Source organism: Bradyrhizobium sp. SRS-191, assembly GCF_024586915.1.
Taxonomy (GTDB): Bacteria; Pseudomonadota; Alphaproteobacteria; order Rhizobiales; family Xanthobacteraceae; genus Bradyrhizobium.
Window position 1 is genome coordinate 288625 of sequence record NZ_JANBVS010000006.1, and the last position, 18243, is coordinate 306867.

13 protein-coding genes and 1 tRNA gene are annotated in these 18243 nt (G+C 65.7%); 10 read left to right on the top strand and 4 right to left on the bottom strand.

The window, feature by feature from the left end; all coding sequences use genetic code 11:
• The first annotated feature begins 953 nt into the window (after positions 1 to 953).
• The 3 genes from NLR35_RS13935 to NLR35_RS13945 all read left to right on the top strand — a co-directional run bounded on the left by NLR35_RS13935 (position 954) and on the right by NLR35_RS13945 (position 8284).
• Positions 954 to 5867 carry a helicase gene (locus NLR35_RS13935; protein ID WP_257167102.1) on the top strand — a complete coding sequence of 1638 codons (4914 nt, stop codon included), beginning with the start codon at positions 954 to 956 and terminating at the stop codon, positions 5865 to 5867.
• Between the two features lie 40 nt (positions 5868 to 5907).
• A complete protein-coding gene (locus tag NLR35_RS13940; RefSeq protein ID WP_257167168.1) occupies positions 5908 to 7386 on the top strand; it encodes a formylglycine-generating enzyme family protein in 1479 nt (492 codons plus the stop codon).
• Between the two features lie 337 nt (positions 7387 to 7723).
• Entirely contained in the window at positions 7724 to 8284 is a 561-nt protein-coding gene (locus tag NLR35_RS13945; protein WP_257167169.1) for a DUF4399 domain-containing protein, read from the top strand.
• A 67-nt stretch (positions 8285 to 8351) separates the two neighbouring features.
• Here the strand turns inward: NLR35_RS13945 and NLR35_RS13950 are convergent.
• From NLR35_RS13950 to mnmA, 4 genes are all read right to left on the bottom strand, one after another.
• A tRNA-Met gene (locus NLR35_RS13950) sits at positions 8352 to 8428 on the bottom strand.
• 220 nt (positions 8429 to 8648) lie between these two features.
• Positions 8649 to 8999 (bottom strand): hypothetical protein, encoded by a 351-nt coding sequence (locus tag NLR35_RS13955; protein ID WP_257167103.1) that lies wholly within the window; start codon positions 8997 to 8999, stop codon positions 8649 to 8651.
• 77 nt (positions 9000 to 9076) lie between these two features.
• Positions 9077 to 9712: a class I SAM-dependent methyltransferase gene (locus tag NLR35_RS13960; RefSeq protein ID WP_257167104.1), complete on the bottom strand. Its 636-nt coding sequence runs from the start codon at positions 9710 to 9712 to the stop codon at positions 9077 to 9079.
• Positions 9713 to 9739: 27 nt separating this feature from the next.
• A complete protein-coding gene (gene mnmA / locus NLR35_RS13965; protein ID WP_257167105.1) occupies positions 9740 to 10933 on the bottom strand; it encodes a tRNA 2-thiouridine(34) synthase MnmA in 1194 nt (397 codons plus the stop codon).
• Between the two features lie 358 nt (positions 10934 to 11291).
• Between mnmA and NLR35_RS13970 the strand changes: the two genes are divergently transcribed.
• The 7 genes from NLR35_RS13970 to fliN all read left to right on the top strand — a co-directional run bounded on the left by NLR35_RS13970 (position 11292) and on the right by fliN (position 18211).
• Positions 11292 to 12878, top strand: a complete 1587-nt coding sequence (locus NLR35_RS13970; RefSeq protein ID WP_257167106.1) for a flagellar hook-length control protein FliK — start codon at positions 11292 to 11294, stop codon at positions 12876 to 12878.
• A gap of 12 nt (positions 12879 to 12890) precedes the next feature.
• A complete protein-coding gene (locus tag NLR35_RS13975) occupies positions 12891 to 13586 on the top strand; it encodes a flagellar hook assembly protein FlgD (RefSeq protein ID WP_257167107.1) in 696 nt (231 codons plus the stop codon).
• Between the two features lie 271 nt (positions 13587 to 13857).
• On the top strand, positions 13858 to 14133 hold the full coding sequence (locus NLR35_RS13980) for a DUF1153 domain-containing protein (protein WP_002714638.1): 276 nt from the start codon (positions 13858 to 13860) through the stop codon (positions 14131 to 14133).
• 338 nt (positions 14134 to 14471) lie between these two features.
• Entirely contained in the window at positions 14472 to 16076 is a 1605-nt protein-coding gene (gene fliF / locus NLR35_RS13985; protein ID WP_257167108.1) for a flagellar basal-body MS-ring/collar protein FliF, read from the top strand.
• 45 nt (positions 16077 to 16121) lie between these two features.
• Entirely contained in the window at positions 16122 to 17216 is a 1095-nt protein-coding gene (gene fliG, locus NLR35_RS13990; RefSeq protein ID WP_257167109.1) for a flagellar motor switch protein FliG, read from the top strand.
• Entirely contained in the window at positions 17216 to 17833 is a 618-nt protein-coding gene (locus tag NLR35_RS13995; protein WP_257167110.1) for a FliH/SctL family protein, read from the top strand. Before fliG ends, NLR35_RS13995 begins: the two co-directional genes overlap by 1 nt.
• Positions 17834 to 17863: 30 nt before the next feature.
• Entirely contained in the window at positions 17864 to 18211 is a 348-nt protein-coding gene (fliN, locus tag NLR35_RS14000) for a flagellar motor switch protein FliN (RefSeq protein ID WP_257167111.1), read from the top strand.
• Positions 18212 to 18243: the final 32 nt, after the last annotated feature.

Below are 18243 nucleotides of genomic sequence, written 5' to 3' on the forward strand. Positions count from 1 at the left end.
AGTCAGACCTCCCCATGATTGTCGCGCGGAAGTACATCCCCTGCCCGCGCGGACGAAACTGCTCGCACGCAACTGCAAGCCATTCGCGCTAGAGGCGTGCGATGTCGATACTTGGGCTCGCGAGCGATGTCCGCGTGTCAGCACTTTGACTGCGCGCGCCAAAGACGCTCGCACGAGCGCAGAGGCGGCTCCGCCGGGCGCCGGAGGCGAAGCCCTTCACATCGAGCTAAGTATTTCAGCTGCCTATGGATTGCCCCGGGCCACGCCCTTCCGGCGTGAGCACCCGATCCATACCCCGTCCGGTTGCATTCGCATCCCGATGCCGGCGCCTGCTCGGCAACGCCACACTTCGAGATCGATTGCCGCACTTCGAGAGAGATTGCGGTGAGGCAATGGCACAGCCTGCAAGTGGCATTTGAAATCAGGAGGGAAAAGCTTCTTCTCTCACAGCCTACATTGCGGCGACATGACGCATGACTGCCGAAGATGCCCGGTCATGACGCGGACACGAATACCTTCAACTGACAATCAAGGCAGATCGCGTGGAGTAGATCGCCGATCTTTTAAATAGATTCTAAAACGCGATCGCGCCGCGGTCGCGTGACCTAAGTGAATGATTGCAAATTAGTTGACCTCACCGTTCTAATCAGACGCCGGCCTGACGTCTGCCCCATCATTACGCCGCATTGCCTGCACCTATTGCTGGTGAGTTAGTGCCGCCTGTCCTGCTTGCTACAGTATTCGTGCGAGGGTCTGGACCGACGACATCAACCGACCGCGCCTCGACCGCAATCGCCAGACCGCTTCAACTCAGCACGGATGGCGGCGACCGGGTCGCTATGCAGAGCGGGACGAGGCCGGGACATAGGCCAGGAAGACATAGGCCAGGAACAGGACGACCCGAGAAATGAACCGATCGCGCGCTTCGCTGCGGCCATGATTGGAGGAGAGTCATGAACGCTATCCACCGGACGGAGGCGACGACTGAGCCATTGCAGAACGTCCTCGATCAACTGCTGGAGACGATCGCGCATGACGCGCCGACAATAGAGCGTCTATCGGACCACGAGTTGGAGGACCGACGACGCCATGCCATTCACCAGCATGAGCTGGAGAAACTGCCCGGCATCACCTTCAATACGTTCGATGCGGACGGGCCGGTCTGGCTTTCCGTCGAGCACCTCGCGGCCTCCGATCCGCCTGCCGTCGAGAGCGATCTGGCCAAGTGGATCGACGTGTCCTCCGATCCGAACCGACGTCCGCTGGTGCGGCAGCGTGTGACGGTCACGGTGCCGGAGCAGGAAAAGGAGCGGATGGTTGCGGATGGGCATGCTCGCGTCGACCTCTGTTCTCCGGCAACGGGACACAGCGGCAACAGCGGGCTCTGGAATGTACGGCTGCACCTGGAGCACCGGAGCGATTTGGTCGAACGGCTGGATCATTATCTCAGCGGTCCCTGGGCCGCGTGGGCGGCGATCGAACGGCCGCGTCGCCGCACCATCGCGATCCACCAAAGACTACGCGAGATGGCTCGCGCCGCGGACTCCGGAGACCACCATCGTGGCTGCGAGATCGTGTGGGGCCTGGGCGTATCACGATGGCGCCGCCATGGACATGAGCTGGACCTCCCGCTGCTCGAACGGCTGGTCACGATTGAACTTCTCGATGGCTCCGATGCGGAACTCCGGATACGGCCGCGCCTTGCCGGCGCGACAGCCAATCTGAGGGCGTTCGAACCGCTCACATCCGCTGCACGGGCGGCGGCCGACACAGCCGGGCAAATGCTCGAGCGCGGCGGAGAACTCTCGCCGTTCACGCCTTCCAGCTTCGAGCCCATCCTCAGTGCCATCGGCGCGCAGCTCGATCCGCAAGGCATCTATTGCCCGACGTCGCCCGACTCCGCGCTGCTGCTGCCCGACGAGAGCGGGCAGCTGGTCGTCTCGGATCGCTGGGTGATCTTTGCGCGGCCGCGCTCGGAAACACTGCTGCGGCAGGACATCGAGCGCCTGAGGCGCGCGATGGAATACACGTCGACCACGGAGTGCTGCCTTGCCGGGATAGGCCACCTTCTGCTCGGCGCTGCCGATCACGACGCCATCGACAGCCCGCGCCGCAAGCTGTCCGGCGTCATCGGCGATCCGATCGATATCGTCCCGGATGCGCACGTCACGACCGATCGCGGCGACCTGTTCTTCCCGCTGCCGACGAACTCCGACCAGATGGAGATCGTGCGCCAGCTTCGGCGGTCGAACGGGGTCGTGGTGCGGGGCGCCATTGGACCCGACCGGAGGTCCGCGATCGCCAACGTGGTCTGCCACCATCTCGCGCTCGGTCTGCGCGTCCTGATCGTTTCTCGCAACGATCTGACGCTCGCGCTGCTTGCGGAGAAGCTGCCCGGTGCCGTTCGTGATCTCACACTCGATCTGACGGGATCCGATAAAGACGTGCTGAAGCACGCCGAGGGCGTGATCGGCCGGCTGCAGACGATCCTCGACAATGCGAACCTGCGTGACCAGGCTGAACTGGTCAACAGACTCGAGCAGGACATCATCGCGACCAGCCACACGATCAGCCGTCTCGATGATGAGGTCGCCGACATCGCCAGCCGCACGGCACGACGTTCCGGAGACGGCGCTCCGTCATTCGAGCAATTGGCAGAGCTGGCTTCGGATCGCGACGACCATGCGTGGTTCACCGATCGGCCGCTGAAGTTTGTGAGTGAGACCGACCTGATCGTTGCGGCGATTGAGCAGGCCCGTCAGGCCCGGCTGCGGCTCGGCGATGATCTCGCTTATGTCGATGATCACCTGCCCGAGGCCGACAGCCTGCCGGACGCCGCGACGATGGCACGTCTGCATCGTGATCTGCAGCCGATTGCGGCGGGAAAGACGGCGGACAATGATGACAACCGGCTCGCGCGCCTGGCCATTGCGGCGCTCGATCCCGAGGGCGCGGACAGATTCGCCGGCGATCTCGATGCATTGGCGGAGGCGCATCGCATCGTTGCCGTCGAACCATGGCTCGGCGCATTGTCGCCGGTCGGCGCAGCAGCCGATGAGATACCCGCCAGCGGCGGCATCCTGGTTGACTTTGCCCGCGACGCGTCATCGCTGTTGTCACGACGCGCCGGATTCCTGGTGAAGCCGGTGGACGCGCCCACGAACGCGTTCAGCAGCGACGAATTACTGGCGGCCGTCGAACGGCTCTCGTCGGGACAACGGGCGTTTGCGACGTTATCGCTGACCGGACGTGCGCTGAAGCAGACGATGGATGCGATCAGGGTCGCAGGCTTCCCGCCAAAGAGCGCGGCCGATTGGGCCCATGTTCGCGACTATCTCACCTGGCGGCGTCACCTGCACTCGCTCGACGTGCGATGGCGGTCGCTGGCGGCAGAGATCGGCGCGCCCCCGCCGCAGCAGGATTCGTCGAACGCGCTGCACGACCACGAGCGGGTCGTCAGGCAGGTCGAGGCCGCGATCGTGATGGCGTCGCTGGCGAAGCGGAACGTCCTGACCGCCGCCGCGAAGCTGCCGATGCCGGACGGCGAGATCGCCCTGTTGCTGGCTGACGGACCAAGGCTCGCCTCGCTCGCATCCGTCATCAGGAGCGGCGCAACCCGGGTCGCTCAACAGCGCACCGAGCTTGCCAGGCTCACCAAGCTATTTGACGGATCCGGTGCGATCACCGCGCGTGTTCAGGCCGAGGTGCTGTCGCAGATCGGTCGTGATGACGTCGACGCACATGAGGTCGAGACACGCTGGACCGCGATCGTCGCCGTGGTGCAGAGGCTGCACGACCGGCGCCAGGATATCGAACTCATTCAGGAGGTTTGTGCGGCGGCGACCGAGGCAGGAGCGGGAGCGCTCGCCAGGCGGATCAGAACCGAGCCGGCCCGCCAGGACATCGGCGATCCCTTGCTGGTTGAGGATTGGACGGTGGCCTGGAACTGGGCGGTGCTGATGCGCCAGACCGAAGGTCTCGGTCAACATCAGCGGCTGCAGGATCTGTCGGGCCAGCGCGCGGCGTTGGAGACGAGACTGCGCGAGCTGTTCGAACAGGTCGTCGTCGCGCGAATGCAGCTCGACTTGGCGCAGAACAGCAGCGGCGGCGTGCGGCAGGCGTTCAATCTCTTCACGACGACGCTGCGCAAGTTGGCTACGACCTGTTCCGGTCCCAGCGCCTCCCGCCTGCGCCAAAAGGCGCGCGAGGCGCTCGAAGCTTGCCATGACGGCATTCCCTGCCACCTGATGCCGGCTTGGCGCGTTGCCGAGCACCTGCCGGCGCGGCTGGGCGCTTTCGATCTCGTCGTCGTCGACGATGCATCGCAGTCCGACTTGCGCGACCTCACCGTCCTGCTCAGAGGGCGCAAAGTGCTCGCCGTCGCGGAAGATCATCCTGTGGAGGAGAAGATCGGCGCGCCTGCCCGGCGCGATGGCGCTCCGGTCTCCATGCGCCAGCTGATGCCGCCGAAGGCGGCACTCTGCGAGCTCCTCCAGCTCCTATTCCCGAACCGGATGATCCGGCTCCGCGAGCACGCGCGCCGTGTCGCTCCCCTTGCGGTGTCAATGGCCGGTCCGTCACCGGCACTTGTGCCGCTTGAAGCGGCGGCCCCGGTGCAGCTGGCGGATGACGTCGTCCCGGTGGCCTCGGCCGCAACGCGCTCCGCCTCCTCCCTGGAGGATGAGATCGCAACGGTGGCGGAAGGCCTGTCGCTTGCCCGCCAGGACAGGCACGCCGAGCCGCCATTGCCAATGGAAGGCCCGGCGCCCGACTGGCTGCGCAGCCGGACAGACGCTGAAGTCGCAGAAGGCGATGCGCGACCATCGCGCCGATCACCACGTGCGGTCGCGCCCCCTGAGAGGCCGACGATCGTTGCGTATGACGTAACCGTAGCGATGCCGGCCCCAACGGAGATCGCCGAGACGCCGTCATCCTTGGACGATGCCGCCCCGCCCGCGGTCGCGACGAATGAAACGACACCGGCCAAGACGACCACGGCGCGCATCGGGGTCGCCAAGTTGCGCGGCCATGCCGTCGGCAATCACCTGCCACATCGCCGGCCGGCTGATCGGGTGAGCGCGCAGCCGCGTCGGACGCTCCGCCGGCGCGCCGTCGCCGCGGCAGCCGTCATTGTCGTGGCGATGATTGGCGGCTCGATCTACTGGCGACCAGCCCCCGGTGGAATCGCAGCCTCCTGGCGCACGATCTCGAATCAGTTTGCGGCGGTCTGGAATGTCGCCTCGCCTGCTGCCGCGTTGCCGGACAGCACTGCGCCGCATAAGGTCACGGCGGAGCGGCTGACGCCGGACGGCCGGGCTGCGGCCACCGGCCCGGTCGAGCCGGCTCAATCGCAAGCGGTGCTGTATCAGGAAGATGCGCAGGATCCGCTCGGCAAGCGCTATCTCGGCAAGGTGACCTGGCGCGTCGAGCCCGCCGCCGGCAGCGTGCCTGCCTCGCTCAAAGGCGATGTCGAGATCGACAAGCGGATGAAGGCGACGCTGTCGCTCCGGCGAAACATCGAAAGCGACATGCCTGCGAGCCACATCCTGGAGGTCAAGTTCAACCTGCCCGACGACCCTGCCTATGCGGGGGTCGAGACCTTGAAGGGCGTCAGCATGAAGGCCAAGGAAGCGGGCCGCGGCGCCGCCCTGGCCACGCTGACGGCCAAGGTGACGCCTGAATTCTTCATGATTGCTTTGTCGGCCGGCGAGGTCGACACCAAGCGAAACGTCCTGCTTCTCAAGGGCAAGGAATGGATCGATATCCCGATCGTGTACAACGGCGGCAGCCGCGCCGTGCTGGCGATCGAGAAGGGAGCGGAGGGTGATCGCGCATTCAAGGACGCGTTCAGCGCCTGGGGACAATGAGTTGGAGGCGCTATCTGCGCCTGACGGCCCGCGCATGCTGATGGAGATCGACACCCTCGCCCCGCTGCAGGCCCCTGCCCGCGACGGGCACGAGCGTCCGCCGGCCACCATGACTTATCCCGTGCCTTGCGGCCGGTGTGGCCACGTCGTGCAGGTCGCGCTGAGCACGCTGCGCGCGCCGAGCTTTCACGATCTTTCTGCGCAGATCTCGTGCCCCGACATCGAGGAGCGCAGAGCCAAGTCCGACCGCGGACTCCTGCTGATGATGTGCGCCCCTCTCCAGCAGTCGCTCATGGAACGATGCGATCGCGCCGATGTCGAGCTGACCGCGCCCAGCCGGGGCGAAGCCCGGCGAGTGGTCTGCAGCATTCCCGGCGTCTCGGTCGCTCACTACGCGCCGAACGAGGCTCGCAGCCAAGCGGACATATGGCACGCGCACGGGCAGGCGAGGCTGGCCGCGCGGCTTCGCGAGGCCGCGGCCACCGCGGAGCGCCGCTCGCTGATCCCGATCGCTGTGGCGGCAGGCGTCGGCGCATTGCTACTTGCGGCCGTAGGCGGCTCCTTCATGCTGTTGCGAGAGCCGGTCGCGTCGACCCCGACGCTGTCGCAGACAGCTGAAAGGTCGGTCTCGTCGTCGGACCCAGCGCACGCCGTCCCTCCCCTGCGGGCCGCGATGGAGCAGGCCGTTTCGGTGGCCGCCGCGCCTGCCCCAGCGGTGTCGCGAGAGGCGCCTTCCGAGGCTCCGACGGACAATCCGCCGGCAGCGCAGATTCCCGACGTGACCCTCGTTGCGGATGCCGCGCCCGCGCAGGCTTCGCCGTCCGTGCAGGATCCGGAGGCGAAGATCCGCCTGCCTGACGTCGTCATGATTCCCGGCGGCAGTTTTGCGATGGGCGGCACTGAGAGTTCTGAGCTTCCTATCCACCGCGTCACGATCAAGCCGTTTGCGCTCGGCAAATACCCGGTCACGATCGGCGAATGGAAGGAGTGCGTCGCCGACAAAGCGTGCGCCGATGTCACGAGCGGTCCGGACGACAACCCCGTCACCAATGTGAGCTACGAGGACGCCGCGGCCTATCTGGCGTGGCTCTCGCGGACCGTCGGCAAGCCGTTCCGCCTTCCGAGCGAGGCCGAATGGGAATATGCAGCACGCGGGGGGACGACAACGAAGTTCTGGTGGGGCGACCAGATGCGCGCCGGAACGGCCAATTGCAACGGATGCAACGATGCCGGCGCGGCGCCGCAACTGATGAAAGTCGGATACTTCCAGGCCAATCCTTTCGGCCTGTTCGACATGGGCGGCAGCGTCGACCAATGGGTCGCCGACAGCTGGCACAAGACCTATCAAGGGGCGCCGTCCGACGGCTCGGCGTGGATCGACGAGCAGAGCTACATCCATGTCATTCGCTCGGGCTCGTGGAAGAAGGACGCGAGCTATGCCCGCAGCGGAAGCCGCGATCGCTATGATGGACGGATCAGATACCCCACCCACGGTTTCCGCGTCGCGCTTTCGCTGTGATGCCGAACGCGGTCGTCTCGACCGATCTCGGTGCAGCCAGTCGCAGCGTCCTGCTGCTTCGAGATCACCGGCAGGACGCGCATTTTGCGGCTTGCTCTTTAGTCAAATTCTTATCGGAAATCGCCCCACGAGCCGGATCGAAACCTCAATTTCGCCGCGCTTGGTTCGATTCATGGATCGGCCGTAGGGCTCGTTATTTGTAAACGTTTGTGAGTAGAGTGTTGTGGGAAGCAAGATGCCGGCGCGATACGCGCCGCGATTCGATCTGACGTTCTGGCGAGGTGTCCATCATGCATCGGTTGCGGGCGTCGCAGGCGCTGCCGTTGCTGCAACGCTGATGCTGGTGCCGCTCCACGCCTGGGCGCAAAGCAAGAGCGCTCCAAAGGACGCTTACGTCTACTTCATTTCTCCCACCGATGGCGACACCGTGAAGAGCCCGTTCTGGTGCCGTTTCGGGCTGCGCAACATGGGCGTGACCCATGCGGGCGACAGCTTTTCAAACACCGGCCACCATCATCTGCTGATCGACAACGACGAGCACATCAGCCCTGGTGAGCCTATTCCGCAGGACAAGAAGCACCTTCACTACGGCGGAGGTGAGACCGAGGCTCTGATCGAACTGCCTCCGGGCAAGCACACGCTGCAGCTCGTGATGGGCGACGGAATGCACTTCAACTTCGATCCGCCGTTGATGTCGAAAAAGATCACGATCATCGTTGAAGGCGGCTCGCAACGCCGCAGCCGACACGTCGCGCAGGGGCATGGGCGGTCGAAGACCGGCCACGTTCACATGGCGCGCCCTGCTGAAACCCCACCCGCAGAATCGCCGCCGCCCGACCCGTCAAAATCGGCAGGCGCTGGCGATTTCCTCAAGAGCCTGTTCGCGGGCCGGAAATGATCGCCACGCCGCGAGCCGGCTCGGTGGACGATTGCTGTTTGGAGAGTGATAGGAGTAGGGGGAAAGATGGTAGCGGGGGAGGGACTCGAACCCCCGACCCCAGGATTATGATTCCCGTGCTCTAACCAGCTGAGCTACCCCGCCACGGTATTCGATCAAGGGTGAGGCCGGTCGATGAGTGCGGCAAACCTTGCGAACGGGCGGCATATAAGGAGCCGTTCCGTGCCCTGTCAAGCAAACCTCGCGGGCTGTCACGGTTTTCGTGACGGTCGATTTTATCGGCCGGACTCAAACTCTTGGACGGTTCGCGAGCACGCCGCAGAGCGGATCGCCTGCGCGGCGCGCGCGGTTCCGATTGGCGACCTCACTTCGGTTGCACGTTTGGATTGCCACCGGGGCTGCCCGGCGGCGGGATGACCGGAGTCGTTCCGCCCTCGGGGGTCGGCGCGTGCATCTCGGGATCCACGCCGCTCGGCGGGCACAGCACGCCATTGGTCTTGGCGAGCTTGTCGCCCAGCGGCTCGCCCGCGCGGCCGGTGGTGATGCCGTCCGGCGTCGCCGTCGCCCGCGCATTCGGCGCACACGCCGCATTCGCGTCGGGGGCCGGCGCAGTCACCTGCGGCGGCGTGGCCGGTGTCGGCGGCGCCTGGGCATGAGCCAGGCTGGTGGCCGATGCCAGCACGAAGACGAGGAACAAGGAGTGTCTGATGCTCATGGCGGAGCAACGCGAACCCCGCCTTCGCGTTCCCGGCCCAATGCCCCTGCGGCGAACCGCGCCAGGGCCGGCAGCGATCAGCCCTTGCGATAGCGGATCAGCGAGAAATGCCCGAGCGGCGGCATCGGCCGGCGTTCGGCGAGCGTGACGCCGCCATGTTTGGCCGCCCAGTTCACCAGGCGCGCCCAGGGGAACTCCGGCCGCCAGCCGAGCCGGCGCGCGATCGGCGCAAAGGCGAGTTCGAAAAGACGACGAGGTCCGCTTTCCGCGCCGATGTGGTTCACCAGGATCAGCTCGCCCCCCGGCTTAAGCACACGGACGAAATCATCCAGCGTCGCTTCGGGATCCGGCACCGCGGTGATCACGTATTGCGCGACCACGGCGTCGAAGAAATCATTGGGAAAGGCGAGGTGCTTCGCGTCCATCACCGCGAGCGTCTCGACGTTGAACAGTTTCAGCTCGCGGACGCGCGCCTGCGCCCGGCGCAGCATCGGCTCGGAGATGTCGACGCCGCAGATCCTCGTGGTGCGCGCATAGTCCGACAGCGACAGGCCGGTGCCGACGCCGACGTCGAGAATGCGGCCGCCGATGCGATCGGCCTCCGCAATGGTCGATTGGCGCCCCTGATCGAAGACCTTGCCGAACACCAGATCATAGATCGGCGCCCAGCGCTCGTAGGCCTTTTCGACCCCCGCGCGGTCGATGTCCCCCATGCCCCTGCCCTGAATGATGGATGCTGATCAGCCGCGGACCGATTCGGCCACGCGCTGCGGCCTGGTACGGCCGCTGACGCCGCTGCTCTCCGCAACGGCGCTCTGAATGAAACCGCCGCCGAGCACGCGAGCGCGGCCCGAGGCGGCATCGTAGAACACGCAGGCCTGTCCCGGCGACACGCCTTCCTCGCCGCCGACGAGCTCGACCTCATAGTTGCCGTCGGCGCCACGCAGCCAGGCCGGCTGCGGCGCACGGGTCGAGCGCACGCGCACGAACAGCTCGAGGCCGTCGCGCACGGCTTCGTCCAGCGCGCCGTCGCCGATCCAGTTGACCTCACGCAGCGTGATGCGATGCGTGCGCAGCGCCTCGCGCGGGCCGACGACGATGCGACGGGTCGCGACGTCCAGCTTCACGACGTAGAGCGGCGCGCCGGCGGCGATGCCGAGTCCCTTGCGCTGGCCGATCGTGTAGTTGGCGATGCCCTGATGCGTGCCGAGCACACGGCCGTTGAGATCGACGATCTCGCCGGGCTCCATCGCGTTCGGGCGCAGCTTGCCGATGATGTCGGTGTAGCGGCCGGTCGGCACGAAGCAGATGTCCTGGCTGTCGTGCTTGTCGGCGACTTCCAGCCCGAAACGGCGCGCGAGCTCGCGCACCTCCGGCTTGGTCATGTCGCCGAGCGGAAAGCGTAAGTAGTCGAGCTGCTCACGGGTGGTCGCGAACAGGAAGTAGCTCTGGTCGCGATCGGCGTCCGCCGCGCAGGTGAGCGCGCGCGACCCGTCCGGCAGCCGGCGCGAGGCGACATAGTGTCCGGTCGCCAGCACGGAGGCGCCGAGCTCACGCGCCGTCTTCAGGAGATCGCCGAACTTGATGGCGCGGTTGCACTCGATGCACGGCACCGGCGTCTCGCCCGAGGCGTAGCTCGCGGCGAAATTGTCGATCACCGACTCGCGGAAGCGATCCTCGTAGTCCAGCACGTAATGCGGGATGCCGAGCCGCTCGGCCACGTTACGGGCGTCGTGGATGTCCTGGCCGGCGCAGCAGGCGCCCTTGCGATGCGTTGCCGCGCCATGATCGTAGAGCTGCAGGGTGATGCCGACGACGTCGTAGCCTTGCGACTTCAACAGCGCAGCCGTGACCGACGAGTCCACGCCGCCGGACATGGCGACGACGACCCTGGTGTCCTCGGGACGGCCTTCGAGATCGAGACTGTTGAGCATGTTCAGGTCACTGCGATCGCGGCATCAGGCTACGGGTCCCCGGCACGGGAACGCCGCGCATGTGCCGTCTTTGCGGATGGCTTGCTCCCAGCGATGTCCGGACACGGTCTCCCGGTCGGCAACAACACGAGAAGCATTGGTCTTTAATATAGGCGCACTTCCTGCGAAGCAATCGCGCCGGCCGCAGGCCGCGGCGGCAAATCTTGCCGGGCGGGCAGAAATGACGGGGGCGTTGCGCCGGTGCCGCATCTCGGCCACTCCTTCAACAGATTGAAATATATCGTCTTTTTTACACGCAGCGCCTTGGCCCGCTCCTTGCTGAACTGGCACGTCGAGTTTCATCGCGAGAGGTTCCAAGGTGTTCAGCGTCACGTCAGACATCCAGGCCAGCCCGGCTCTCAAGACCACGGCGCCGAAACAGCCCCGTCAGGATGCCTCGCAGCTGTCCGACAGCTTCTCGGCGCTGGTCGATGCCGCGACGCCGCCGGAGCCGTCGACATCGTCCCTGCCTTCAGCCAGCCCGGCGCCTCGCGCCAGCAATGCCGCGCCGAGCCGCGATACCGGCCGCAGCGGCGATGCGGATCGCAGCCAGGCCAAGTCGCCTGCTCAGTCTTCGGACAAAGCCGACGACGGTCCATCACGCACCGACAAGTCCGGATCGGATGCGACCTCGGACACCGCGACCACCGACAAGTCGGCCAAGAGCACCACCGACACGACGGACGGCCCCGACGGAAAGACCTCCGACAAGAAGGATGGCGACAAGGCCGGCGCCGACGCGACGACGGCTGCGCAAGCCGTCTCCACCGATCAAGCAACCGTGCCGGCCCCGGTGGCCGTCGCCATTCCATCCGAAGCCGCGCTCGCCAACCCTGCCACCGCTCCGGTGGCGACTGACGGCGACGGCGCGTCCCCCGCGCCGACTCCGGCTGGAGCGGTCGGGACTGCCGGTCAGATCCTGAGCGGGTCGGTCGATGCCAATGCCGGCCTGATGGCCGCGGCGGCCAAGACAGCCGGTGCCACCAAGACGACCGGCGAAGCCGGCCCCACAACCGGCGCAGACGCCGCCACGACGGCAACGGCGGCCCCCACGGCGACGTCCGATCAGACCTTCACGGCCGCGCTCGAGTCCGCCACGCCGGGCGGCGCCAAGCCGACGGGCAAGGCCGCGCCTCAGGCGAAGACCGGGCTTGCCACGGGTGAGGTCGGCAAAACCACCGATCAGGGCAATGCCCAGACGCAAGGAGCTCATCCGCAGACGCAAGCCGCCGGCCTTGCGCAACAGCCTGCCGTCTCCGCCAAGCCGGATAGCGGCGAGCTCGATGCGAAGGGCAACACTGCCCCTGCCCCCTCAGCCCATGAGCGCGGCACACCGCAGGCCAACGCCCAGACCAGCGTGCCGGTCTCCGACCCCTCGGCGCAGGCCGCGGCCGCGCTGCAGCCGCAGCTCTCGACCCCGACCGCCCCGACCAGCCAGATCACCTCGGCCAACCTCACCGCGACCGCTGCGACCACGGCCAGCGTGCCGCTGCACGGCCTCGCCGTGGAGATCGCGGCCTCCGCACTGAATGGCAAGAGCCGCTTCGAGATCAGGCTGGATCCGGCCGAGCTCGGCCGTATCGACGTCCGCATCGACGTCGACCGCAACGGCCAGGTGACCTCGCATCTGCGGGTCGAGAAGCCGGAAACGCTGGCGATGCTGCAGCAGACCGCCCCGCAGCTGCAGCAGGCGCTGCAGGATGCCGGCCTCAAGAGCAACAACGGCGCCATGCAATTCTCGCTACGCGACCAGAACTCGTCCGGCCAGAATGGCGGCGACTATCAACAGAACGGCAACTCTCAACGCCTGATCGTGGCCGAGGACGAAAACGTCCCGGTCCAGCACGCCGGACGATCCTATGGACGGATGTTCGGCGCGCAGGGCGGCGTCGATATCAGGGTTTAACAGGAGGCTTCCATGGCAATCGGCGACGCAGTCACGGCCCCCCCGGCGGTCTCGGGCACGACCAAGACCACCAACACGACGTCCAGCGGCAGCATGGGCACGACCGCGGGGTCGACCATCGCGGGCAATTTCCAGACGTTCCTGACGCTGCTGACGACACAGCTGCAGAACCAGAACCCGCTCGATCCGCTGGATACCAACCAGTTCACCCAGCAGCTGGTGCAGTTCGCAGGTGTCGAGCAGCAGCTCAAGACCAACGACCAGCTGGCCTCGCTGCTCACCATGCAGCAGACGACGCAGGCGACCCAGGCGCTGGCCTTCGTCGGCAAGACCGCTGTTGTCAACGGCTCGACCACGGCGCTCGCCAGCGGCAAGGCCGACTGGAACGTCAGCATTCCCAAGGACTGCACGATGACGGCGACGATCACCAACAGCGTCGGCCAGACCGTGTTCAGCGGCACTTACAACGGCACCGCCGGCGACAACCAGCCCTATGTTTGGAACGGCCAGGGCAGCGACGGCACGCAGTGGCCGGACGGCCAGTACAAGCTCCAGATCACCGCCAAGGACAGCTCAGGCAATCCCGTGGCGGTCTCGACTCAGGTCCAGGGCACCGTGTCATCGGTGGACCTGACCCAGCAGCCACCGATGCTGTCGATCGGGGGCCAGACCTACACGGTCAACCAGATCCAGCGGATCGTTAACTAGGCCTTAACGCCCTGCCCTGATCTTAAGACGACGGATACGCTTCCAGCTGAGCTTGAGCATCAAGCTCGGCCGGGATGGCGAGACACCGGCGTAAGCGCCGGAAACTCTTAACCAATCATTTACCACGATCTCGCTCTCGGGGCTTTCAGCCGCCGGGAGCGGCGGCGTTGGCTCCAAGCGCCGGATTCCAGCCCTTTGCTTAGGCAAATTTTAAGCGAGGCGGCGTAGGGTCTTACCGTGAGTTCAGTGGTTAAGAGTTTGTGAGTACGCCATGACAGAACCCCATCGCCCGAGGGTGAAATACGTCATCGGGCCTGACGGCAGCCCGCTCACCATCGCGGATTTGCCTGCGCCAGGCACCAAGAGGTGGGTCATACGCCGCAAGGCTGAAGTCGTTGCCGCCGTTCGCGGCGGATTGTTGTCCCTCGAAGAGGCGTGCAGCCGCTACACCCTGACCGTCGACGAATTCCTGTCGTGGCAGTTCTCGATCGACCAGCATGGTCTCGCCGGGCTGCGCACCACCCGAATTCAACAATATCGCCAATAAAGCGTTAACGACGCGACAGGCTTTCTTCGAAAATCGGCTTGGCCCCGCCAAGCCGATTTTTTGCATGTCGACACTTTGTTAGGACCCTTTAACGATCGTTAACCATATCGAAACCTTCCCATAGGCAATAATTGCCCAGTGGTTCGATTCAACCTCCGCGACGTGTCCCTGACGGCAGGCGCAGAGGCTGGGCATCGGATCGCCACCTGGAATGCGGGTGCCGGTGAAGGTTTAAGGATTGAATTTCGCGATCTCTGCAACCGGCCGTAAAGGCCCGCGAAGCTCAAATCATTCCCTTCAGCAGCCACCCGTCGAATGCCGAACTATGGGGCAGTTGCTTGCAAGGTCTCTTGGACTTCCTGAAGGGTTTGGGCGCCGCGCGGCTCACCGCCATGGTCGCGGTCACGGCTGCTTTGGTCGGCTTCTTCGGCTTCGTCATCATGCGCGTGACGGCGCCGCAGATGACCACCCTGTTCACCGACCTGAGCATGGACGACTCCTCCAGCATCATCAAGGATCTGGAGCGGCAGGGCATCCAGTTTGAGATCCGCAATGAAGGCAGCGTCATCATGGTCCCGAAGGACAAGGTGACCCGGCTGCGCATGAAGCTCGCCGAGGGTGGCCTGCCGAAGGGCGGCGGCGTCGGCTACGAGATCTTCGACAAGTCGGACGCGCTGGGCACCACGAGCTTCGTTCAGAACATCAATCATCTGCGCGCGCTGGAGGGCGAGCTCGCCCGCACCATCCGCGCCATCGACCGCGTCCAGGCCGCGCGCGTCCATCTCGTTCTGCCGGAGCGGCCGCTGTTCTCGCGCGAGACTCCGGAGCCGTCGGCCTCGATCGTCGTGCGCGTGCGCGGCGCCCTCGAGCCCAACCAGATCCGCGCCATCCGCCACCTCGTCGCGTCGGCCGTCAACGGCCTGAAGCCGCAGCGGGTGTCGATCGTCGACGAGGCCGGACAGCTGCTCGCCGACGGCACCCAGACCGACATCGACCAGCAGGTCGGCGACGAGCGCCGCAACGCCTTCGAGAAGCGGATGCGCAAGCAGGTCGAGGACATCGTCTCCTCGGTGGTCGGATCGGGCCGCGCCCGGGTGCAACTCTCGGCCGATTTCGACTTCAACCGCATCACCCAGACCTCCGACCGCTACGACCCGGAAGGCCGGGTGCTCCGGTCGAGCCAGACCCGCGAAGAGCAGTCGCAGACGTCGGAGAACAACGGTCAGGTCACGGTCAACAACGAGCTGCCCGGCAATCAGCAGAACCAGCCGCCGCAGCAGCCCAAGGACCAGAGCAAGAAGACCGAAGAGACCAACAATTACGAGATCTCCCGGACCACCAAGACCGAAGTCACGGAAGCCGGGCGGGTCAATCGCATCTCGGTCGCGGTGCTGGTCGACGGCGCCTACTCCAAGAACGAGAAGGGCGATCTGGTCTACAAGGAGCGCAGCAAGGAAGAGCTCGACCGCATCGCGGCGCTGGTCCGCTCCGCGATCGGCTTCGACCAGAAGCGCGGCGACCAGGTCGAGGTGGTCAACCTGAAATTCGCCGACGCTCCCACCGTGCCGCAGATCAACGAGCCCACCGGCTTCCTCGGCATGCTGCACTTCACCAAGGATGACGTGATGTACGTCATCGAGCTCGCGGTGATGATGCTGCTCGGAATCGTGGTGGTGTTCATGGTGGTGCGGCCGCTGGTGAAGAAGATCATCGCCACCGAGGAGGTCGCGGCCCTGACCGGCGGCGTGCCGGCGATCACCGACGAGACCCAGGCGCAGGTCGCGCACGCCCAGCAGACGGCCACCATGATCGACGTCGCCCAGGTTCAGGGCCAGGTTCACGCTCAATCCGTCCACCGGGTCGGCGAACTGGCCGATCGAAATCCGGGCGAGGCCGCGTCCATCATCCGGCAGTGGCTCGCCGAGCCGCAGCAGCAGCAATGATCCGCTTCATCTGAACCGCCGCAACCGAACCGAACGTAAAACGCCATGTCGCTTCCGCAGACCCAGAACGCCAACGCCAACACCGCCGACATCTCCACCGTCATCGCGACGCTGGCGAGCCGTCAGGCGCAGCGCGAGAAGACCGAGCCGCTGAGCGGCCCCAAGCGCGCGGCCGTGATGATGCTGGCGCTCGGCGAGCAGTATGGCGGCAAGATCTGGCAGCAGCTCGACGACGACGAGGTGCGCGAATTGTCGCTGGCGATGTCCACCCTTGGTACGGTCGAAGCCGATGTCGTCGAAGACCTCATGCTCGAATTCGTCTCGCGCATGTCGGCGTCGGGCGCGCTCATGGGCAATTTCGACGCCACCGAGCGGCTGCTGCAGCAATACCTGCCGTCGGAGCGCGTCTCCGGCATCATGGACGAGATCCGCGGTCCCGCCGGCCGCAACATGTGGGAGAAGCTCTCCAACGTCCAGGAAGAGGTTCTCGCGAACTACCTCAAGAACGAATATCCGCAGACCATCGCCGTCGTGCTGTCCAAGCTGAAGCCGGAGCATGCCGCCCGCGTGCTCGCGATCCTGCCCGAGGACATGGCGCTCGACGTCATCGGCCGCATGCTGCGCATGGAGGCCGTCCAGAAGGAAGTCATCGAGCGGGTCGAGCAGACCTTGCGCACCGAGTTCATGTCGAACCTGTCGCAGACCCGCCGCCGCGACGCCCACGAGGTGATGGCCGAGATCTTCAACAATTTCGACCGCCAGACCGAGACCCGCTTCATCACCTCGCTGGAAGAGGAGAACCGCGAGTCGGCCGAGCGCATCAAGGCGCTGATGTTCACCTTCGACGACCTGATCAAGCTCGACTCGGCCTCGGCGCAGACGCTGCTGCGCAATGTCGACAAGGACAAGCTCGGCGTGGCGCTCAAGAGCGCCAACGAGGAGGTCCGCAACTTCTTCTTCGGCAACATGTCGTCGCGTGCCGCCAAGATGCTGCAGGACGACATGGCCGCGATGGGCCCGGTGCGCCTGCGCGACGTCGACGAGGCGCAGGCCCTGCTCGTCAACCTCGCCAAGGACCTCGCCGCCAAGGGCGAGATCATGCTCAGCAAGAACCGCGCCGACGACGAACTGGTGTATTGATGGCCCAGCCTGCGAAGTTCCTGTTCGATACCGACTTCGCCGCTCCCGAGAAGACGCGGGAGCGCGGCGCCTCGGCCGCCGAGATCGCGCAGAAGGTCGCAGCCGCCGAAGCCGCCGCCTACCGCAACGGCTACGAGGCCGCGCAGCGTGAAGCCAAGGTCGAAGCCGACCGCCGTGTCGCTGCCGCGCTGGAGCAGATCAACATCCATCTCCAGGGCATCGCCGCCCGCTACGCCGGCATCGAGCAGCGGATGGAAACCGAAGCCGTCGACGTCGCGGTCGCCGTCGCCCGCAAGCTCTGCGCCGCGCTGATCGACGCCGAGCCGCTCGGCGAGATCACCGGCCTGGTGCACGACTGCTTCGCGCATCTCGTGGCCACGCCGCATCTGGTCCTGCGCATCAACGATGCGCTGTATGAGCAGGCGCGCGAGAAGATCGAGAAGCTCGCCAAGCAGAGCGGCTTCGAGGGACGTCTCGTCATCCTCGCCGAGCCGGAGATCGCGACCGGCGACTGCCGCATCGAATGGGCCGATGGCGGCGTCGTGCTGGAGCGTGCGGCCATCGACGCCAAGATCAACGAACTGGTCGGACGCTACATGGCGTCCAAGAAGAACTAGGCCATGGCAGTGGCCGAGGGAGTTTAAGTCATGAGCGATAACGAGATCCCGCTTCCCGACCTCAATTCGGCCGACGCTCCGCCGATCGGCGGCGACGTCGGTTACAACGAGGAAGAGCACGCCTCGCGCATCGCCGCCGACCTGGAGGCCGTGTTCGACGTGCCGGTCCAGGTCTCGGCCGTGCTCGGCCGCTCCAAGATGGATGTCGGCGAGCTTCTGAAGCTCGGACCCGGAACGGTGCTGGAGCTCGACCGCAAGGTCGGCGAGGCCATCGACATCTACGTCAACAACCGGCTCGTCGCCCGCGGCGAGGTGGTGCTGGTCGAGGACAAGCTCGGCGTGACGATGACGGAAATCATCAAGTCCGACCGCAACTGACAGACATGACCGGTGCGCTGAACGAGAGCGGC